Origin of the sequence: Microbacterium sp. APC 3901, from assembly GCF_030407765.1 — a bacterium.
Taxonomy (GTDB): domain Bacteria; phylum Actinomycetota; class Actinomycetes; order Actinomycetales; family Microbacteriaceae; genus Microbacterium.
Window position 1 is genome coordinate 195,944 of record NZ_JASDCU010000002.1, and the last position, 20,885, is coordinate 216,828.

17 protein-coding genes and 1 tRNA gene are annotated in these 20,885 nt (G+C 66.4%); 5 read left to right on the forward strand and 13 right to left on the reverse strand.

Annotated features, from left to right (window positions below; translation table 11 throughout):
- Window positions 1-108: 108 nt before the first annotated feature.
- From QMA07_RS02505 to QMA07_RS02525, 5 genes are all read right to left on the reverse strand, one after another.
- Window positions 109-903, reverse strand: coding sequence for an inositol monophosphatase family protein (locus tag QMA07_RS02505; protein WP_290159753.1), 795 nt, complete (start codon window positions 901-903; stop codon window positions 109-111).
- Window positions 900-1,874, reverse strand: a complete 975-nt coding sequence (locus QMA07_RS02510) for a hypothetical protein (RefSeq protein WP_290159754.1) — start codon at window positions 1,872-1,874, stop codon at window positions 900-902. The genes QMA07_RS02505 and QMA07_RS02510 overlap by 4 nt, the downstream gene beginning before the upstream one ends.
- A gap of 113 nt (window positions 1,875-1,987) precedes the next feature.
- Entirely contained in the window at window positions 1,988-2,782 is a 795-nt protein-coding gene (locus tag QMA07_RS02515; RefSeq protein ID WP_290159756.1) for an enoyl-CoA hydratase/isomerase family protein, read from the reverse strand.
- 46 nt (window positions 2,783-2,828) lie between these two features.
- Window positions 2,829-3,320, reverse strand: coding sequence for an FBP domain-containing protein (locus QMA07_RS02520; protein ID WP_290159758.1), 492 nt, complete (start codon window positions 3,318-3,320; stop codon window positions 2,829-2,831).
- A gap of 44 nt (window positions 3,321-3,364) precedes the next feature.
- Entirely contained in the window at window positions 3,365-4,072 is a 708-nt protein-coding gene (locus QMA07_RS02525) for an FCD domain-containing protein (RefSeq protein WP_290159760.1), read from the reverse strand.
- Between the two features lie 137 nt (window positions 4,073-4,209).
- Here QMA07_RS02525 and QMA07_RS02530 point away from each other — a divergent pair, with 137 nt between their 5' ends.
- The 3 genes from QMA07_RS02530 (at window position 4,210) to QMA07_RS02540 (ending at window position 6,648) form a co-directional block, all read left to right on the forward strand.
- Complete coding sequence (locus QMA07_RS02530; RefSeq protein WP_290159762.1) at window positions 4,210-5,619, forward strand: gluconate:H+ symporter; 1,410 nt, start codon at window positions 4,210-4,212, stop codon at window positions 5,617-5,619.
- A 7-nt stretch (window positions 5,620-5,626) separates the two neighbouring features.
- Window positions 5,627-6,145, forward strand: coding sequence for a gluconokinase (locus tag QMA07_RS02535; protein WP_290159764.1), 519 nt, complete (start codon window positions 5,627-5,629; stop codon window positions 6,143-6,145).
- A gap of 203 nt (window positions 6,146-6,348) precedes the next feature.
- Window positions 6,349-6,648: a hypothetical protein gene (locus QMA07_RS02540; RefSeq protein ID WP_290159766.1), complete on the forward strand. Its 300-nt coding sequence runs from the start codon at window positions 6,349-6,351 to the stop codon at window positions 6,646-6,648.
- Window positions 6,649-6,721: 73 nt separating this feature from the next.
- On the opposite strand, the gene QMA07_RS02545 is transcribed toward QMA07_RS02540, so the two are convergent.
- From QMA07_RS02545 to QMA07_RS02560, 4 genes are all read right to left on the reverse strand, one after another.
- Window positions 6,722-7,195, reverse strand: a complete 474-nt coding sequence (locus QMA07_RS02545; RefSeq protein ID WP_290159768.1) for a heme-degrading domain-containing protein — start codon at window positions 7,193-7,195, stop codon at window positions 6,722-6,724.
- Between the two features lie 118 nt (window positions 7,196-7,313).
- Window positions 7,314-8,177, reverse strand: coding sequence for an FHA domain-containing protein (locus QMA07_RS02550; RefSeq protein WP_290159770.1), 864 nt, complete (start codon window positions 8,175-8,177; stop codon window positions 7,314-7,316).
- Window positions 8,178-8,192: 15 nt separating this feature from the next.
- Window positions 8,193-8,459: a hypothetical protein gene (locus QMA07_RS02555; protein ID WP_290159772.1), complete on the reverse strand. Its 267-nt coding sequence runs from the start codon at window positions 8,457-8,459 to the stop codon at window positions 8,193-8,195.
- 144 nt (window positions 8,460-8,603) lie between these two features.
- Window positions 8,604-9,101: a MarR family transcriptional regulator gene (locus QMA07_RS02560; RefSeq protein ID WP_290159774.1), complete on the reverse strand. Its 498-nt coding sequence runs from the start codon at window positions 9,099-9,101 to the stop codon at window positions 8,604-8,606.
- A gap of 79 nt (window positions 9,102-9,180) precedes the next feature.
- Here QMA07_RS02560 and QMA07_RS02565 point away from each other — a divergent pair, with 79 nt between their 5' ends.
- Window positions 9,181-11,304 (forward strand): MMPL family transporter, encoded by a 2,124-nt coding sequence (locus QMA07_RS02565; RefSeq protein ID WP_290159776.1) that lies wholly within the window; start codon window positions 9,181-9,183, stop codon window positions 11,302-11,304.
- 141 nt (window positions 11,305-11,445) lie between these two features.
- Here the strand turns inward: QMA07_RS02565 and QMA07_RS02570 are convergent.
- Window positions 11,446-11,530, reverse strand: a tRNA-Tyr gene (locus tag QMA07_RS02570).
- An 86-nt stretch (window positions 11,531-11,616) separates the two neighbouring features.
- Window positions 11,617-12,546, reverse strand: coding sequence for a PfkB family carbohydrate kinase (locus QMA07_RS02575; protein ID WP_290159778.1), 930 nt, complete (start codon window positions 12,544-12,546; stop codon window positions 11,617-11,619).
- A gap of 85 nt (window positions 12,547-12,631) precedes the next feature.
- On the opposite strand from QMA07_RS02575, the gene QMA07_RS02580 reads away from it, so the two are divergent.
- Complete coding sequence (locus tag QMA07_RS02580; RefSeq protein ID WP_290159780.1) at window positions 12,632-13,225, forward strand: hypothetical protein; 594 nt, start codon at window positions 12,632-12,634, stop codon at window positions 13,223-13,225.
- Window positions 13,226-13,289: 64 nt separating this feature from the next.
- Here QMA07_RS02580 and rpoC read toward each other — a convergent pair whose 3' ends face one another.
- Both rpoC and QMA07_RS02590 read right to left on the reverse strand, forming a co-directional pair.
- Window positions 13,290-17,165, reverse strand: coding sequence for a DNA-directed RNA polymerase subunit beta' (gene rpoC / locus QMA07_RS02585; RefSeq protein ID WP_042539086.1), 3,876 nt, complete (start codon window positions 17,163-17,165; stop codon window positions 13,290-13,292).
- 87 nt (window positions 17,166-17,252) lie between these two features.
- Entirely contained in the window at window positions 17,253-20,756 is a 3,504-nt protein-coding gene (locus tag QMA07_RS02590) for a DNA-directed RNA polymerase subunit beta (RefSeq protein WP_290159783.1), read from the reverse strand.
- Window positions 20,757-20,885: the final 129 nt, after the last annotated feature.

The window sequence follows — 20,885 nt, forward strand, 5'->3', positions numbered from 1 at the left end:
TTTAAAACGTCAAGCTCGGGGGCGCTTAGGACCTTCACCGATTCGGGCCGATGAAAGTAACGATCGGATAAACCCTAGCCTGATCCACCTGTGAATACCATGAATCGTTCACGTTTCATCTCGAAGAATATCGATCATCCGTCGGTGAACCTCGGTTCCACCTGCGATGAGCATGGGTCTCGTCGAGTCCCGATCGATCAGCGAGACCCTGCCTCCCGCCTCAGCGACGAGCAGCGCGCCTGCCGCATGATCCCACGGCTTCAGGCCGCGCTCGAAGTAGCCGTCCAGGCGACCGGCAGCCACGAACGCGAGGTCCAGCGCTGCCGAACCCGCACGTCGGAGATCCCTGGCGATCGGCATGATCCTGCGCACGGTGGCGAGGTCGCCGTCGTGCGTCGCCGGGTCATATCCGAAGCCGGTGGCCAGCAGCGCACCCGCCGGGGTCTCGGTTGTGACCGAGAGTCGCTCGTCGTCCAGAAATGCGCCGTGGCCCCTCGCCGCGGTGAACATCTCGGCGGATGCCGGGGCGTAGACGGCTGCGGCGAGGTCATCCCATTCACCCGCGACGGGACGCCCGCTGACCGCCGCGATACTCACCGCGTAGGAGGAAATCCCGTAGGCGTAGTTCACCGTGCCGTCGATGGGATCGACGACCCAGGTGATTCCGGTCTCGCTCCGCTCGGCCTCCGATTCTTCGCCGAGGAAGCCGTCTCCCGGCCGAGCGACCCTCAGTCGCTCACGGATGAGCAGTTCGACCTCGCGGTCGGCGTCCGTCACGATGTCTGCGAGCGTCGATTTCGTCGCGGCGAGGTGCACGCCTTCGGCGCGACGCGTGCGTGCCAGGTCGCCGGCCTCGCGTGCGATCCGAGAGGCGAGGTCGGCGAGCTCGATCTCGAGGCTCACTGCGGCGGGAACGGCGGGGCCGGCGGGGCTGCCGGGTAGGCAGCGGGGGCATCAGGCGCCTTCGGCACAGGAGGCGCCGGCTGTGCCTGCGAGTACGGATCTGACGCCGCTGGGAACGGTGCGATCGGGAACGGCTGCGGGGATGGAGCAGTCGGCAGCGCCTGCTGTGGAGCCTGAGGAGGCTGAGCAGAGGGGTGACCCGTGTAGTACGCGTTCCAGTCCGGCGAACCGTCGGGCAGCACCGGCAGCGGAGTGCGCCCGTCTGCGTACGTCGGCCAGGCGGGAGCAGCAGCGACGCCGTGAGCGACGGCGGCACGAGCGCTTGCAGGCTTGCGAGGAGCGAACAGAGCGTTCAGCAGGGGGATCAACGTGGTTCCCACCGCCGCGAGGATCGTGAGCGCGACGACGATGCGCCAGTAGAGCTCGCCGTAGTCGAAGGTGTTCGGGAACGTGAGGAAGAAGATCAGCATGGCCACGAGGCCGCCGAGGAACACGATCGTCGCGATGTAGATGATGCGGGTGAACGTCGTCACGTGCCGCTGCGCGGCCGGCGTGAACAGCCGGACATGCAACAGGGCGAGCTGGAGGATTCCGACGACCAGGAGGAGCTGGAAGAAGCGCTCTGCGCCGGTGAAGAACTGATCGTCCTCGGGCAGCCAGATCTTGACGGCTCCGACCAGCAGAGCGACGATCCAGCTGACCATGCTCGACAGGGCGAGCCAGTCGGGACGGTTCGGTGCGAGTCCGGCCTCGAGGATCGCGATGCCTGCGAACGCTGCGAGCAGAAGGATGGTGAGGAAGGCTCGGCCGATCAACCCGTCCTGATCGCCGACCAGTACCCACACGACGCAGACGAGCGCGGCGGCGATCAGCGCGCCGATGGCGATCCAGATCGCCCCTCTGATGAGAAGGGACATGTTCTTCTTCTCGACCAGCGCAGGGGGCTGCTGGACGATCTCCGGCTGCGTCATCGCGTTCCTCTCGTTGGGCGGCGTTGCGTTCATCCTTGCACGCGGCGCCGCGAAGGCAGCAGCGACGGCGCGATCCGTGGATACATCGGAGTGAATCGGCTCCGGTGCAGCGATCAGCGCTTGCGCGCGGAGGACGCAGCGAAGGCGGCGATCCGAGCCTGGGCATCCGGCGTCGCCATGGCGGCACCGATCGACCGCGCCTCCTCGCTCAGCTGCTCTGCGAACGTTCGCTCGGGCTGCGAGCGAACGAGTCGCTTCGCGTTCCCATAGGCCTCTGCGGCACCGGCCAGCCAGAAGCGGGCGACCTCTTCGGCGCGGGCTCGCACCAGGTCGGCTTCGCCCGCAGAGTCCGCCCCGTCGACGGCCTCTGCCACGAGACCCCATTCCACGGCCTCGGCGGCAGACAGCAGGCGGTCCTGCAGCACGAGTTGCAGCGCCCGACGCTGTCCGACCGCACGAGCGAGCTGGGCCGACACCGAGAGGTCGGGGGTGAGGCCGATATTCGCGTAGAGGCTGCCGAGGCGCGAGCGCGAACCGACGATGGCGTAATCGCTGCTGAGCAGGATCCCGAGTCCGCCCCCCGCCGTCGTGCCGTGAGCTGCGGCGACGACGGGCACCGCGGACTCCGTCAGCGAGCGGATGCCGGTGTTGATCACCTCGGCGAGCGCGGTGATGTCGTCGGCGGACCCCATGGTCGTGGCCATGTCGATCACGTCGCCGCCCGCGCAGAACGCCGGGCCGGCCGCATCGATCAGGATCGCCTTGACGTCTGACCGCGAGGTGGCCTCTGCAGTCGCATCGCGCCACGCGTGCGCGAGATCGGCATTGAAGGCGTTGAGTCTCGCGGGACGGTTCAGAGTGAGCCTGGCCAGTCCCCCGTCGACGGCGAACAGGATGGCATCGTTCATGGCTTCTCCTTCGAGCGCAGGACGTTGGCCACCAGGCTAACCGCGATCAGCGCTCGTCCCGCACCCGCTTGGTGAAAGCCTCCATACGGCGTCGCGTGCCGTCGAGACGCATGTCGACCTGTCCGGGTGCCAGCACCTCATTGGGGGCGAGGGGGTGAGCGAGCCTCACGTTCTCGTGGCAGGAGAGATCAGCACAGATGTAGGTTCCCACCGAATCTCCGCGCGTCCCCGCTTCGCCGGCACGTCGGGCCGAGAAGAGCGCGACCTGGTTCCCCGGCTGCATCGTGTGGCAGATGTTGCACATCCCCGAGCGCCCGCGGCCGGGATCCGAGGCTCGGAGGACGACTCCGACGATCTCCCCCTCATGCTGGGTGAGGATGTAACCGCGTCGCCCCGCACTGGGATCCCTCCATGCGAAGAAGTCCAGGTAGTCCCAGTCGATGAGGACGAAGTCGTGCGGCATCTCCATGACCCGCAGCTCGTCCGCGTCCGCATTGACGAAGGAGGCACGGACGTCTGCTTCGGTGAGCGCTCGCATCGCTCCAGTCTATGAACCCGGCGAAGCATCGGCGCGCTCCCGGGTCAGTCGGCCGCCCGCTGCATCGCGTCATCGGCCTCGGCGACGATCTCCCGCATCGCCGCGGCGGCGGCCTCCCCATCGCCGTTCGCCACGGCGAACGCGACGTCCCGATGCCACTGCACCGCGCTCTGATTGGCGACGTGCGGCATGAGGTCATGCGCCGTCCTCCCTCTGAGCACGGCCTCGACCGTCCCTCCCAGCGCGGCCAGCATCCTGTTGCCGGAGGAATCCAGCAGAAGCCGGTGCAGCCTGATGTCCGCCGTGAGGTAGCGCTCCCGGTCGGCCTCGTGATCTTCCTGACCCATCGCGACCGCGAGCGAGACGAGCTCCACTTTCTGCTCCGACGTCGCCGAGACCGCGGCGAGACGAGCGGCCAGCGGTTCGATCACGGAACGCAGCTGACTCAGCTCGCGCAGCTGCTCGTCACGGCCCGGGCCTGCGAGACGCCACGCGATGACCTCGGGGGCGTAGACATTCCAGTCGGCTCGAGGCCGCACTTCGACGCCGGACTTGCGGCGGACCCAGACCAGGCCGAAGGACTCGAGGACGCGAACCGCCTCGCGTGCGGCCGAACGGGAGACACCCCTCTTCTGCGCCAGCTCGACCGTGAGCATCCGCGAGCCCGGCGGGTGCTGGCCGTCAACGATCGCCCTGCCGAGCTCGGTGACGAGAGAATCGTGCACTGGGCTTCCGGCGCCGGAGACGGTCATATGTCGAGTATGCCCGCATCGGGCTCTTCAGATGGTGCATCTCACACCCATGTTTCGTTTATGTTGCGCATGACATGGTATGCGTGCTTATTATGTACGGCATAAGGTCGTAAACCACGCCCGGATCAAGGAAGCTCATGGCACTCTTCACCCCCGCCACCGACGCGCTCATGGCGGCAGTCACCGACACGGCCACGCCGGACCGCCCCGCTGGTCAGCTGATCACCGCCGCAGTGCTGGGGATCGCGATCATCATCGTCCTCATCACCTGGGTGAAGCTGCACCCCTTCCTCTCGCTCACGATCGGCGCACTCGCCACCGGCGCGATCGCGGGCATGGACATCAGCGCATCCGTCACCAGCTTCTCGACCGGATTCGGCACGACGATGGGTGGCGTCGGCATCCTGATCGCGCTCGGCGCGATCTACGGCAAGCTCCTCGCCGACTCGGGCGGCGCCGATCGCATCGTCGACACCCTCGTCAGCCGGGCGAGCGCCCGCTCGCTTCCCTGGGTCATGGGACTCATCGGCGCCGTGATCGGCCTTCCGATGTTCTTCGAGGTCGGCCTCGTGCTGCTCGTGCCTGTCATCATCCTCGTCGCCCGTCGCTCGGGTGCGCCGCTCATGCGCATCGCGATTCCGACGCTCGCCGGCCTCTCGGCCATGCACGGTCTCGTGCCGCCGCACCCGGGTCCGCTCGCCGCCATCGACGCACTCGGTGCCAACCTCGGCCTCACTCTCGCCTTCGGTGTGATCGTCGCGATCCCCGCTGTGATCATCTCGGGTCCCCTCTTCGCGCGTTTCGCCGAGCGCTGGGTCGATGTGCCCGTGCCCGAGCTGTTCGTCACCGAAGAGGACGAGGGCGTCGAGCAGCGTCGTAGGCCCTCGTTCGGCGCCACGCTCTTCAGCATCCTGCTGCCGGTGTTCCTCATGCTCGCGAAGGCCGTCGCCGACATCTCGGCCGCAGGGTCGGACGCCCCCTGGAAGCTCGCTCTCGACTTCCTCGGCACCCCGGTGATCGCGCTGCTCATCGCCGTGCTCGCCGGCTTCTTCATCCTCGGACGCGGCGCCGGCTTCGACCGCACCAAGATCAACGACATCGTGGGATCGTCGCTCGGCCCGATCGCCGGCATCCTGCTGATCGTCGGCGCCGGCGGCGGTTTCAAGCAGGTGCTGGTCGACACCGGCATCGGGGACGTGATCGCCGAGTTCGTCTCCGGATCCTCGGTCTCGGTGCTGGTCCTCGCCTGGCTGGTGGCCGTGGTGATCCGCATCGCCACCGGATCGGCGACCGTCGCGACGATCACCGCCGCCGGCATCCTGCAGCCGCTCACCGAAACCCTCGACTCCCCCATGGTCGCGCTGCTCGTGCTCGCGATCGGCTCGGGCTCGGTGTTCCTGTCACACGTCAACGACGCAGGCTTCTGGCTCATCAAGGAGTACTTCGGCCTCAGCATCCCGCAGACTCTGAAGTCATGGACAGTACTCGAATGCCTCATCTCGGTCACCGGCCTCGCCGGAGTCCTCGTCCTGAGCCTCTTCGTCTGAGCGCGCCATGATGTCCGTCAACGTACCCGTCCTCGTCTTCATGGGCGTCGCCAGCACCGGAAAGTCGACAGTCGCTGCCATGCTGGCCGGGCGCCTCGGCTGGGCCTTCGAAGAGGGCGACGATCTGCACCCCGAGGCGAACGTCGCCAAGATGGCCGCGGGTCACGCGCTCAACGACGACGACCGCTGGCCCTGGCTCGACCGCATCGCCGAGTGGATCGACGAGCGCATCGAAGCGGGCGAGCCCGGCATCGTCACGTGCTCGGCGCTGCGGCGCAGCTACCGCGACGTGCTGCGCCGAGAAGCGGTCACGTTCGTGCACTTCACCGGCTCAAGGGAGCTCATCCTCGATCGGATGCTGCGCCGTCAGGGTCACTTCATGCCGGCCACGCTGCTGGACTCGCAGTTCGCCACGCTCGAGCCGCTGGAAGACGACGAGAGGGCGATCGAGATCGACATCGCCCTCACCCCCGCCGAACAGGCAGCGCAGATCGCCTCCCGGCTGCGCCTGCACCCCGACTACTGAGACGATTCCTCGGCGCGAGACACTGAAGAGTCATGAGGAACTCGATGCGGAACCCGCTGCGAACACTGCTCGTGGCGCTGTTGCTCAGCACCGGGCTGGCGGGATGCGCACCGCAGGGCATCGGCCCCCAGAACCAGCACACCACGACGAGTGACGCACCGATCAGTCCCTTTCCTGCGTCGCGAGCGTGCGAGGGGGTGGCCATGATGCTGACGATCGATTCCGCATCGCCACGGGCGGGCGAGACCGTCTCCGTGTCCGCCGATCCTGCTGAGTGCAGCATCGACGAGCAGTGGGCGGGAGAAGTGATCGTCCGCACCTCAGATGGTGACACGAGGACCGGCTCACGGCTCGAGATCGGAGCGACCACTGTTTCAGTCGATCTGCCATCCGGTCTCACGGGACCAGCGCTGATGATGCTCGCGCCCGATCAGGACTGCGAGCAGACACGTGCGCCCGGCGACTGCCACTATCCGTACGTCGAGATCCAGATCAGGCCCTGACCGCTCGAACCCGCGGTGATCCGGTCGCCATCGGACACTCGCGCGTCGTCGACGTTCGGCACCACTCGGTGCTTCACCCGACGAGCAGCTCCAACGCGGTGATCCCCTCGACGACGAGGTCGTGGTCATCCGCTGACGGAAGCCCTGATACGGTCGCGACGGCGACGACGCCCACACCTTCGACACGGATGGGCACCGCGCCTCCGGCGACCGCATACGTGACGGCGTCGAGCCATCCCGGCTCGAACATGTCGCGCCCGCCGCTCGCGACACGTGCTTCGAGCAGCGCCGTGCTGGTCTCGAACCGCAGGGCGGTCGCGGCCTTCTTCTGCACCCAGGCGTCGTTGTCGGCCGTCGCACCCGGCAGCGATGCGTGAAACAGGATGGCGGAGGCGGTGCGCACATCGACCGCAACCGGAGCTCCCTGCGCCAGTGCGCGCTCTGCGATGGATCTCCCGAGCTGCCACGCGTCCGCGCGGTCGAACCGACGCAGGACCAGTCCGACGTGCTCTTTCTCCAGCTGCGCGAGCCTCGTCTGGTCAGTCATCAGCAGTCTCTCTTTCGTAGACGGTTCGTCTGAGACTGTAGCCGCCGCACATCACTGCTCACGAAGCGCGCGCCGCACGCTGAGCACGATGGGGCTCCCCTCCGTTGGGCGGAAGCGGTCAGCCGAGCTCGCCCGATCCGTACGGACGCACCGGTTGCTGCTTCTGGAACTCGTACTCGCCTCCCTGACGCCCGCCGAAGGGACGCCCATGGTCGGCGAACTCCTCCCGGTAGTACGCCAGACGCCAGGGCCCGATCTCGATGCGAGATCCGGTCCGCAGGATCCTGGCGTTCTCCGTGCTGTGCGGGAGATTCGGTCGACCGCCGCCGGTCGCCGCGTACGAGTAGAGGACGTACTCGTCATCGTCGTTGTGACGGACTTCGGCGTGGCGGGCTTCGAGCCCCTCCAACCGCAGGTCTGCGTCTGGCCCGGAACCGATGATCGTGCGCCCCGGGAGCAGGTCGAACTCTCGGGGCCTGCTGAAGTTCCAGTCGCCTGAACCGACCGCGAAGATCAACCGAGGACGACCCGAGCCGGGCAAGTAATGGGTCGTCGTGACCCGCCGCCGAACTCTCCGAGCCACCGTGGGGACGAGGGGGAACGGCGTCGAGGGAGGGACGGGAAGCCGGAAGCCGCTGCCGCTGTCCCGATGCTGCGCCTCCGACAGGAGCGTCGCGAGATGCCCGAGCTTGATGTGCGAGGAGCCGGCGATGGCCCGACCCACCGGCCCCGACTTCACGTCCCCGAGCTGAACGAGAGTACCCCGCGGTCCTTCCACGCGCACACGGATTCCGCGTCGCGCGAGTCCATCGGCGAGCGGGACGAGCTGAGTCAGGTCACGACGGCTCATGCTGCCGAGTCCAGTGGTGGATTCGAGCGTGACGACGACCTCCTGACCCTCAGCTCTCACGCTGAACCGCGCCGGAGGGCCGCCGTCCGGGCTGGCCTGCTCGACGTGCAGGTCGATATCGAGGCGAATCATCGGAGAAGCTCGTTCTCAGACCGAGCCCGTGCCACCGGACGCGCTGTCGCTGGTCGTCACCCGGAGGGTGCCGTTGAACTTCCAGGTCGCCCGTGGCGCGTCTGGCCCGATATCGCGAGGCACCTCGACGGTCATGTCCTCGAACGTGTAATTGACGGCGGCCCCACGACCGGTGAGATAGGCCCACATCTCCCGTCCGAGATCTGTCCAATCGGTGATCGACGCGCCGGTCGGCCCCGAGGCCGAGTCGAACAGCTCTGTCGGTTCATTCGGATCGCTCATGGCGTGCTCCTTTGCTGAGACCATGTCCTGTGGATCAGATTATGCGCCCGCTGCACCGAGGTGTCCAGGAATTTCCGAAGACCGTCTAGCAATTCCGCCGGGCTGGCGTGATCGCTGCCGCCCGCGTGGTGATCGACCCGCACCTCAGCGCGGAGCGGAGGCGGCGCCCCCGGCGTGTGCGCGCAGTGACTCGGTGATCTGACGGAGATACCGGGTGATCACTTCCTGCTCTTGGGCCGTGAACGAGTCCAGCTCCGCATCGACACCCATGATCATGGGGATCAGACGCCCCATCGCCCTGTCGCGCGACTCGGGCCGCGGAGCGACGAGGATGCCTCGACGGTCGTTCGGGCGAGGCTCCCGAGAGACATGCCCGAGCGCGACGAGCCGGTCGACGGCAGTGGTGGTCGCTCCCGCAGACAGCCCCACTCTCCGAGCGAGCTCGGTCGGAGCCAACGGTCCGCTCATGATCAGGTGCTCCATGACCTGGAGGTCGGTGGGATTGACCCCCAGTTCGTCGGCGAGGGAGGACTCGAACAGCTCGCTGAGTTCGAGGAATTCCCGCAGCAGAGCCGTCGCCGGTCGGGCAGGCGCGAACGCCGCCCTCTCGACCTCGGGCGCTGGCCCCTCGCTCGCTTGCATGCCCTCCACGATATCGCTACTCTCTTTCGATAGTCATATAATTTGATTGTCGAACTACTATCCAAGGTGGGGAATCCTCGTGAGTGCATTGACGCGTTTCCTGACGTCCGCCAAGACGTCATGGATCATCCTGGTCGTGACCGCCGTCGCAGCCGCCGCGCTCTTCGCGCTCGCGGGGAGCGAGGATTCCGAGACCGCCCCTTCCGTGGGGCTGCCCTCGTCGGCGGAGTCGGTCAAGGTCGACGAGCTTCTGGAGGAGTTCTCGAGCGCGGATGCGACCTCCGCGCTGGTCGTCTTCGCTGCCGAAGATGGCGAGCTGGATGCGGACACGCTCGCTCTCATCGATGAGAAGGCCTTCGGCGAGCTGGCGGATCTCTCACGCGACGGCGCCGTGCCGCCCGCGCAGATCTCGGAGGACGGAACGGTCGCACTGGTGATCGTGCCCCTCGAGCCGGAGCCGGACGTCGCCGAACAGTCTGCTCGCGCACAGGAGATCCGCGACATCTCCGCCGCAGACCTCGATGGGGTACGCGTCTATCTCACCGGCGCAGAGGGCTTCGAGGTCGACATCGCCGCCGTCTTCGACGGCGCGGACTTCACCCTGCTGCTCACCACCGTCATCGTCGTCGCAGTGCTTCTTCTGATCACCTACCGCAGCCCCTGGCTGTGGATCGTCCCCCTGGTCGTCATCGGCCTGGCAGACGCCCTCGCCGGGATCGTCGCGCGACAGGTGGCGAGCGCCGTGGGCATCCAGCTCGACGCGTCGATCACCGGCATCCTGTCGGTGCTCGTCTTCGGCGCGGGAACGAACTACGCCCTCCTCCTGATCGCTCGATACCGAGACGAACTGCGATTGCACGAAGACCGCAGGGAAGCGATGCAGCGGGCTCTTCGCGGAGCGGGTCCCGCCATCGTCGCCAGCGGATCGACCGTCGCTCTCGCGCTCCTCACGCTGCTTCTCGCTGAGATCGCCGGCAACCGTGCGCTGGGACTGGCGTGCGCCGTGGGGATCCTCGTCGCCATGTTCTTCGCTCTCTTCGTCCTCCCCGCTGCCCTCGTGCTGTTCGGTCGCGGTCTGTTCTGGCCCTACATCCCCCGGTTCAACTCGCCCGACGCCATCTCTCGCAGCGTCTGGGGCAAGCTCGGTCGCGGGGTGTCCAAGCGGCCGGTCCTGGTGGCGTCCGTCGGCTTCGTGGTGCTCGGCGCCATGGCCAGCGGCCTGCTTTTCGTGCAGACCGGGCTGTCACAGAATGACCGTTTCCTGCAGAAGCCCGAGGCTGTACAGGGCCAGGAGGTTCTCGCCGACGCATTCTCGGCCGGAACCACCTCCCCCGCGATCGTCGTCGTTCCTCTCGATGACGCCGACGCGGCCGTTGCCACCCTCGGAGATCTCGAGGGCGTCGATTCGGCGACCGTGGGAGAGACAACCGATGAGCTGGCGCGGATCGATGTCACCCTCGATGCCGGCGCCGAAACCGAGGCGGCGTTCGCTGCGGTGGAGCGCATGCGCGAGGCTCTCGACGACGTCGGATCCGGCGAAGGCCTCGTCGGTGGCCTCGACTCGCAGGCGCTCGATGTGGCCGATGCGCAGGCTCGAGACCAAGCCCTCCTCATCCCGCTCATCCTTGCGCTGGTCTTCGTCGTTCTCGTCCTTCTCCTTCGGGCGTTCGTCGCGCCGTTGCTGCTCCTGATCGCGGTCGTCGCCAGCTTCTTCTCCGCCATCGGGCTGAGTTGGTGGCTCTTCCAGTCACCGCTCTTCGGCTTCCCCGCCATCGACACGAACGTGCTGCTGTTCAGCTTCCTGTTCCTCGTCGCGCTCGGCGTCGACTACAGCATCTTCCTCGTCACCCGGGCGAAGGAGGAGGCCACGCACCTCGGGACCACGCAGGGCATGATCCGCGCTCTTGCAGCGACGGGCGCCGTGATCACCAGCGCCGGCATCCTGCTCGCCGCGGTGTTCGCCGTGCTCGGCGTCCTGCCGCTCATCACGCTGACGCAGATCGGCATCATCGTGTGCATCGGCGTGCTGATCGACACACTCCTCGTGCGAACCGTCATCGTCCCGGCGCTCGCCTTCATCACCAAGGACGCCTTCTGGTGGCCTCGTCGTCCTCCGCTCTCCGACGCCGAGGCGACCCGTCAGGGGGCTGACGCGCTCTCCGCCGAGCAGAAGCCTGACGTCGTGAGCGTCGGCGTCGGGTAAGACGGGGCGGATCCTCGCTGAGACAGGACAGCGGGCGAGGACCCCGCGAGCGTAGAAACGAGAAACGCCCCCGCAGTGCGGGGGCGTTTCTCATCGTGTGCGAAGTGTTCTGATTCGACCTTGCGGTACAGAAGAACTTACTGGTGGCGAGTGAGGGATTCGAACCCCCGAATGCTGAGCAGTCTGATTTACAGTCAGATCCCTTTGGCCGCTTGGGTAACTCGCCAGAGCGCACCCGTCCGACTTCGACAGCCAACCGGGGGCACGATAGATAATCATACCTGCCGAGGGCAGGCGTGAGAAATCGAGCGCTCAGCTCCCGAAGACGCCCCGGTCGGGGTCGGCCAGCGACTCCGGAGTCCGGAGCAGGCCGCCCTCGGCGCGGCACGTGGCAGCGGCCACGTCCATCGCTCGATCGAGCAGCTGCTGCCACCCGCCAGCGTCGGAGGGCGTGCCCTGCGACAGTCCCGCAGCCACAGCTGCGAGGGTCGCATCGCCGGCGCCGACGGTGTCGACGACGCGTCCGGGCAGCGTCGAGATGGGCGCCGTCACGATCCCGGCATCCGACTCGAGAGCCGCACCGTCCGCACCCGCGGTGGCGAGGACGGCGCTGACCCCGAGGGTGCGCAACCGCGCCCTGAGGGCGTCGAGATCGCCGTCATAGAGAAGCGACGCGTCGTCGGCGCCGACCTTGACGATCGACGCTCCCGCAGCCGCACGCTCGAAGCCGCGCACGAACTCGGCGCGATCGCTCAGCATCCCCGAACGCGGGTTCGGGTCGACAGCGAGACGAGCATCGCCGACCGCCTCGAGCAGAGCATCGACCTCGGCGGGCACGTCGAAGGGGAAGCAGCTGACGGCCACGAGTCCCGAATCGGCGATCGTCCGAACCGCCTCCTCGGAGTAACGGATGCTGCGCTTCTGCGCCGCCTCGCTGAAGACGTAGACGGGCTCGCCGTCTGCACCGCGCTGCACAATCGCGCGGGACGAGCCCAGCGGCGCCTCACTAGCGATCAGCCGCACGTCGTGATCGTCGAGGTACTCGCGGATGTGCGCACCCGCTTCGTCCTCTCCGACCATCGCGATCAGGGTCGTCGGCACGCCCAACCGGCGAAGCCCGACGGCGACGTTCAGCGCTGCACCGCCGACCAGTTCTCGCACACCGCCGACATCGTGGATCTCGTCGATCAGCGCGTCTCCGACGACGACTGCACCGTGCACACGGGGGGAAACATCACTCATTCTGCCGACACTACCGCGCGAGCGGCTTCTGTGACGGTTCGGTCAGCCTCCCGGCGTAGACAGCGCGCGGCGCTACCGTGAGCGCATGAACGCTCGAATCGCCGCCGGAGCTGCGGCTCTCCTGCTCGTCGCAGTGCTCGCCGGCTGTGGTTCCGGTCCCGCGGAATCCGGGTCCGGCTCATCGCCCGACCCCTCGGCAAGCGCCGACCCCGAGGGCTCCGGGAGCCCATCACCCTCCGCTTCTCCCACTCCGACGGCCACGCCGATCGCGCTGCCGACGGACTGCCGCGCCATCCTGTCGGAGGATGTGCTCGCCCAGCTCGACGGCGTGCCCCTCAATGATGCGAGCGTCGGCCCCTCCGGCGTCGGCGACGCCGGGACCCTCACCTGCATCTGGCGCGATCCGCGCGCCGACACCACCAACCTCATCACGACGATCTCTCTCATGAACCGCGGCCCCGCGCTCGACATGCTCAATGCGCTCGTCACGACCGAGGGCTTCAGCTGTTTCACTCCCGACGGCGGAACCCGGTGCGAGAAGACCTGGCCGAACGAGCAGTACCCCGTGACGGACGGTCGCACCCTGTTCTGGCGCGACGACATCCTCATCGACACCCAGTACTCGAACCTGGCCCCCGAGGGCTACACCTCGAGCATCGTGGCGCACCTCTTCGACTGACTCCATCCGGGCACGAAGAAGGCCCCGGGCGAATCGCCCGGGGCCTTCTCACTCACTCAGTACGTCAGTTGTACGTACCCGGCGTGATGTCGTCCGTCGAGAACGCGTCGAAGTCGACGTAGCCGAAGTCGCCGTCAGCGTACGCGCCGTCGGATGCGAAGATCCGGTTCGGGTAGCGCTCGCTCTTGGCTTCCTCGGTGGCCTCGACCGTGACGTCGCGGTACTTCGAGAGACCGGTTCCGGCGGGGATGAGCTTACCGATGATGACGTTCTCCTTGAGACCGACCAGCGGGTCGCGCTTGCCCTGCATCGCAGCCTCGGTGAGCACTCGGGTCGTCTCCTGGAAGGAGGCGGCCGACAGCCACGACTCGGTCGCGAGCGACGCCTTCGTGATACCCATCAGCTCCGAACGGCCGGACGCGGGGCGCTTGCCCTCTGCCACAGCCTCGCGGTTGATCGCCTGGTAGCGCTTGAGGTCGACCATCTCACCCGGAAGCAGGGTCGTGTCGGCGTGATCGACGACGGTGACCTTGCGGAGCATCTGACGGACGATGACCTCGATGTGCTTGTCGTGGATCGGCACACCCTGCGAGCGGTACACGCCCTGGACGCCACCGACGAGGTAACGCTGCACCTCGCGGGCACCCATGACACGCATGACCTCCTTGGGGTCGAGCGTTCCGACCAGGAGCGGCTGACCGACGCTGACGTGCTGACCGTCCTCGACCAGAAGCGTCGCACGCTTCAGGACCGGGTAGATCACTTCCTCGTCACCGTTGTCGGGCGTCAGGATGAGCCTCTTGGCCTTGTCCGTCTCGTCGATCGTGATGCGACCGTCGGCCTCTGCGATCGGCGACGCAGCCTTGGGGGTACGCGCCTCGAAGAGCTCCTGCACGCGGGGCAGACCCTGCGTGATGTCATCGGCCGAAGCCGAACCACCGGTGTGGAAGGTACGCATCGTCAGCTGGGTACCGGGCTCACCGATCGACTGGGCCGCGATGATGCCGACGGCCTCTCCGATGTCGACGGTCTTACCCGTCGCGAGCGAACGGCCGTAGCACTGTGCGCAGACACCGACAGCCGAGTCACAGGTGAGGACGGAGCGCACCTTGATGCTCTCGACCCCCAGTGCGACCAGCTTGTCGATGAGCACGTCACCCACGTCGTCACCGGCAGAAGCGAGAACCTCGCCCTTGCTGTCGACCACGTCGGAGGCCAGCGTACGAGCGAACACCGAGTTCTCGACGTTCGCGTCGCGCACCAGCTCGCCCTGCGAGTTCGGAGCGGCGATCGGGAGCTCGAGGCCCTTCGACGTGCCACAGTCCTCTTCGCGGATGATGACGTCCTGCGAGACATCCACCAGACGACGGGTCAGGTAACCCGAGTCGGCGGTACGCAGAGCGGTGTCAGCCAGACCCTTACGGGTACCGTGCGTCGCGATGAAGTACTCCGCCACCGACAGTCCCTCGCGGTACGAGGAGATGATCGGACGCGGGATGATCTCACCCTTGGGGTTGTTGACGAGACCACGCATACCGGCGATGTTCCGGATCTGCAGCCAGTTACCACGAGCACCGGACGACACCATGCGGTTGATGGTGTTGTCTTCGGGGAAGTTCGCCCGCATCGCGGCCTGAACCTCGTCGGTCGCCTCGGTCCAGATCTTGATGAGCTCCTGGCGACGCTCGGTGTCGGTCGTCAGGCCCTTCTCGTACTGCGACTGGACCTTCGCGGCCTGCTTCTCGTAGCCGGCGACGATCTCCGCCTTGTTCGGCGGCGTCAGGATGTCGCTCAGAGCGACGGTCACACCGGAGCGAGTCGCCCAGTAGAAACCGGCGTCCTTGATGCGGTCCAGCGACGCAGCCGTCTCGACCTTGGGGTACTCCTCGGCCAGCTTGTTGACGATCTGCGACAGCTTGTTCTTGTCAGCCTGCTCGCGGACGAACGGGTATCCCTTGGGCAGCGTGTCGTTGAAGATCGCCTGACCGAGCGATGCGTCGACGAGACCGTGACGCTCGTAGCCCTCGGGAGCTTCGCCCTCGAGGAACGTCAGACCCGGGATGCGGATGCGGACCTTGGCCTGCAGGTCGAGGGTTCCCTCGTCCTTCGCCAGGATCGCCTCGCCCACCGAACCGAATGCACGGCCCTCACCGGCTGCGCCCGCCTTGACCGTGGTCAGGTGGTGCAGACCGATGATCATGTCCTGCGAAGGCAGGGTCACCGGGCGGCCGTCGGACGGCTTCAGGATGTTGTTCGACGCGAGCATCAGCACGCGGGCCTCGGCCTGAGCCTCGACCGACAGCGGCAGGTGGACAGCCATCTGGTCACCGTCGAAGTCGGCGTTGAACGCCGCGCAGACGAGCGGGTGCAGCTGGATGGCCTTGCCCTCGACGAGCTGAGGCTCGAAGGCCTGGATGCCCAGACGGTGCAGGGTGGGTGCACGGTTGAGCAGCACGGGACGCTCGCGGATGATCTCCTCGAGCACGTCCCAGACCTCGGGACGCGTGCGCTCGACAGCGCGCTTGGCTGCCTTGATGTTCTGCGAGTGACCGAGGTCAATCAGGCGCTTGATCACGAACGGCTTGAAGAGCTCCAGAGCCATCTGCTTGGGCAGACCGCACTGGTGCAGCTTCAGCTGCGGACCGACGATGATGACCGAACGGCCGGAGTAGTCGACACGCTTTCCGAGCAGGTTCTGACGGAAGCGACCCTGCTTGCCCTTCAGCATGTCGCTGAGGGACTTCAGGGCGCGGTTGCCGGTACCAGTGACGGGACGACCACGGCGGCCGTTGTCGAACAGTGCGTCGACGGCCTCCTGCAGCATCCGCTTCTCGTTGTTGACGATGATCTCGGGGGCACCGAGGTCGATCAGACGACGAAGACGGTTGTTGCGGTTGATCACACGACGGTAGAGGTCGTTGAGGTCGGAGGTCGCGAAGCGGCCACCGTCGAGCTGCACCATCGGGCGCAGCTCCGGCGGGATCACCGGGACGACGTCGAGAACCATGGCGGCCGGGCTCATGCCGGTCTCCAGGAACGAGTTGACGACCTTCAGACGCTTGATCGCGCGGATCTTGCGCTGACCCTTGCCCTCGGAGATCTGCAGGTGCAGGCTCTCGGCCTCGGCGGCCAGGTCGAACGCCGCGAGGCGACGCTGGATCGACTCGGCGCCCATGTAGGCCTCGAAGTACTGACCGAAGCGGTCCTGGAGCTCGTGGAAGACGTCGTCCTCCGGACGCAGCGCGCCGACCTCGAGGGTGCGGAAGTCTTCCCACACGCGCTCGAGCTTGGCGATCGCCTCGTCGGCACCCTTGCGGATGAGCGACATCTCCTTCTCGGCGGCGTCCTTGACCTTCTTCTTCGCGTCGGCCTTGGCACCCTCCGCCTCGAGGGAAGCGAGCTCCTCCTCCAGGCGAGCCAGGCGCTCGGCGATCTTCGCGTCGCGACGGTCTCCGAGCGTCTTCAGCTCGAGACGGATGTTGTTCTCCTGCGTGCCCAGGTCGCGGTGACGAGCATCCTCGTCGACCGAGATGACCATGTAGGCGGCGAAGTAGATGACCTTCTCGAGGTCCTTCGGCGCCATGTCGAGCAGGTAGCCCAGACGCGACGGAACACCCTTGAAGTACCAGATGTGGGTGACGGGAGCGGCGAGCTCGATGTGACCCATGCGCTCACGACGGACCGAGGACTTGGTGACCTCGACGCCGCAGCGCTCGCAGACGATGCCCTTGAAGCGGACACGCTTGTACTTTCCGCAGGCGCACTCCCAGTCGCGGGACGGGCCGAAGATCTGCTCTCCGAAGAGACCGTCCTTCTCCGGCTTCAGGGTGCGGTAGTTGATGGTTTCAGGCTTCTTGACCTCGCCGTAGGACCAGGCGCGGATGTGGTCCGCGGTGGCCAGGCCGATGCGAAGCTCATCGAAAGTGTTTGACTCGAGCACAAATTCTCCTGTGTAGGAATTCTTTTTGAAGAAATCGGGGAGGTGGGCCGCCGCGCCGGGGTGAACCTCGGCGCGGCGGCCGGAACCTTAGATCTCGTCGATCGAGGCGGCCTCGAAGCGGCTGGAGATGTTGATGCCGAGCTCCTCCGCAGCGCGGAAGGCCTCGTCGTCGGTGTCACGCAGGTTGACGAGCGTGCCGTCTGCCGAGAGGACCTCGACGTTCAGGCAGAGCGACTGCATCTCCTTCATGAGCACCTTGAAGGACTCGGGGATGCCGGGCTCCTGGATGTTCTCGCCCTTGACGATCGCCTCGTACACCTTGACGCGGCCGAGGATGTCGTCGGACTTGATCGTGAGGAGCTCCTGGAGCGCGTATGCGGCGCCGTAGGCCTCGAGGGCCCACACCTCCATCTCACCGAATCGCTGCCCACCGAACTGCGCCTTACCACCGAGCGGCTGCTGGGTGATCATCGAGTACGGACCGGTCGAACGCGCGTGGATCTTGTCGTCGACCAGGTGGTGCAGCTTCAGGATGTACATGTAGCCCACCGAGATCGGCGCCGGGAACGGCTCGCCGGAGCGGCCGTCGAACATCTGGGCCTTTCCGCTGGAGTCGATCAGGCGGACGCCGTCGCGGGTCGGGATGGTCGCGTCGAGGAGACCTGCGATCTCCTCCTCGCTCGCACCGTCGAACACCGGGGTGGCGACCTTGGTGCCGGGGGCGGCCTCGAAGGCGTCCGTCGGGAGCTTCGCAGCCCACTCGGGGGTTCCCTCGACCTTCCAGCCCTGCTTCGCGATCCACCCGAGGTGGGTCTCGAGCACCTGGCCGAAGTTCATTCGACCCGGGATACCCAGCGGGTTCAGCACGATGTCGACCGGAGTTCCGTCCGCGAGGAACGGCATGTCCTCGATCGGGAGGATCTTCGCGATGACACCCTTGTTGCCGTGACGACCGGCGAGCTTGTCACCCTCGGTGATCTTGCGCTTCTGGGCGATGTAGACCACGACGCGGCGGTTGACGCCCGAGCCGAGCTCGTCGTCGCCGTCCTCGGCGTTGAACTCCTTGACGGCGATGATCGTGCCCTGCTCACCGTGGGGCACCTTCAGAGAGGTGTCACGGACCTCGCGGCTCTTCTCGTTGAAGATCGCGCGGAGCAGACGCTCTTCCGCCGACAGCTCGGTCTCGCCCTTCGGCGTGACCTTGCCGACGAGGATGTCGCCGGGGCGGACCTCGGCACCGATGCGGATGATGCCGCGCTCGTCGAGATCCTTCAGCAGCTCAGGGCTGACGTTGGGGAGATCACGGGTGATCTCCTCCTTGCCGAGCTTCGTGTCGCGGGCGTCGACCTCGTATTCCTCGATGTGGATCGAGGAGAGGGTGTCGTCCTTCACGAGGTCCTGGCTGAGGATGATCGCGTCCTCGAAGTTGTAGCCTTCCCACGTCATGAACGCGACGAGGAGGTTCTTTCCGAGTGCCAGCTCGCCGTTCTCGGTGGCGGGGCCATCAGCGATGACCTCTCCGACCTCGACCCGGTCGCCCTCGTTGACGACGACCTTCTGGTTGTACGACGTGCCCTGGTTGGAGCGGTCGAACTTGCGCAGGTGGTAGTCCTGCGTCCCGCCCTCGTCGAGCATGACGGTGACGCGGTCTGCCGAGACCTCGGTGACGACACCCGGCTTCTCAGCCGTGAGCACGTCGCCGGCGTCGATGGCTGTGTAGCCCTCCATACCGGTTCCGACGAGAGGCGAGTCGCTGCGCAGCAGCGGCACAGCCTGACGCTGCATGTTGGCGCCCATGAGCGCGCGCTGTGCGTCGTCGTGCTCGAGGAACGGCACGAGCGAGGTCGCGACCGACACCATCTGGCGCGGCGAGACGTCGATGTAGCCGATCTCCTCGGGGAGGAAGAGATCCACCTCACCGCTACCGCCCTTGGGGCGTGCGAGGACGTGGCTCTCGCGGAAGCGACCGTTCTTGTCGAGCGGGGCGTTGGCCTGCGCGATGTTGAAGTCGACCTCTTCGGAAGCGGTCAGGTAATCGATGTGCTCGGTGACGACGCCACCCTCGACCTTGCGGTACGGGGTCTCGATGAAGCCGAACGAGTTGATGCGCGCGAAGGTCGCGAGAGCACCGATCAGACCGATGTTCGGGCCTTCAGGGGTCTCGATGGGGCACATGCGGCCGTAGTGCGACGGGTGGACGTCACGGACCTCGACACCTGCGCGGTCACGGCTCAGACCACCGGGGCCGAGAGCCGAGAGGCGGCGCTTGTTGGTCAGACCCGCGAGCGGGTTGTTCTGATCCATGAACTGCGAGAGCTGCGAGGTTCCGAAGAACTCCTTGATCGCGGCGACGACGGGGCGCACGTTGATCAGGGTCTGCGGCGTGATCGCCTCGATGTCCTGCGTGGTCATGCGCTCGCGGACGACGCGCTCCATGCGGGAGAGACCGGTGCGGACCTGGTTCTGGATCAGCTCGCCCACCGCGCGGATGCGACGGTTGCCGAAGTTGTCGATATCGTCGGTCGCGATGCGGATGTCGGCCTTCTTGCCCGAGCGGATGCCGGGGAAGGTCTCTTCCGTGCCTGCGTGCAGACGCACGAGGTACTTGATCGTCGCGACGATGTCCTGAACCGTGAGGACCGAGTCGGTCAGCGGTGCGTCGAGACCGAGCTTGTGGTTGATCTTGTAACGACCCACCTTCGCCAGGTCGTAGCGCTTCGGGTTGAAGTAGAAGTTGTCGAGCAGCGCACGCGCAGCCTCGGCAGCGACCTGCTCGCCCGGACGCAGCTTGCGGTAGATGTCGCGAAGCGCATCTTCCTTCGTGACGATGGTGTCCTTCGCGAGCGTCTCCTCGATCGAGGTGTAGCCGGCGAACTCCGTGAGGATCTCCTCGCTGGTCATGCCCAGCGCCTTGAGGAACACGGTGACCGACTGCTTGCGCTTGCGGTCGACGCGCACGCCGACCTGGTCGCGCTTGTCGATCTCGAACTCGAGCCATGCACCACGGCTCGGGATGACGCGCGCCGACACGATGTCCTTATCGGACGTCTTGTCGGGGGTCTTGTCGAAGTAGACACCGGGCGAACGCACGAGCTGCGAGACGACGACGCGCTCGGAGCCGTTGATGATGAACGTTCCCTTGTCGGTCTGCAGCGGGAAGTCGCCCATGAAGACCGTCTGGGTCTTGATCTCACCCGTGAGGTGGTTCATGAACTCGGCCTCGACGTACAGCGGAGCGGCGTAGGTCTTGCCACGCTCCTTGCACTCCTCGATCGAGTACTTCTCCGGCTCGAGGTACGGGTTCGTGAACGACAGCTGCATCGTTTCGCCGAGGTCCTCGATCGGGGAGATCTCCTCGAAGATCTCGCCGAGGCCGCTGTTCTCGTTCACGTCTGTGCGGCCGGCCTTCTTGGCCTCTGCGACACGAGCCTTCCAGGCGTCGTTGCCGACGAGCCAGCCGAAGGATTCGGTCTGCAGAGCGAGAAGGTCAGGGACCGTCAGCGTGTCGGAGATCTTGGCGAACGAAAGACGGGATGCTCCGCGTCCGTTCTTAGTGGTGGTGGTGGTGGATGCGTTGCGAGCAGCAGCCAAGGGAATAACCTCCGTGAGCCCCGCAGGGCTTCTCGATTCCTTTGTCGTCAGGTGAGTGTGCGCCCGGATGCTCAACGAAATGCCGACCACCATATGAGGGCAGGGAGAAGCGAGCGCAACTACCAACTA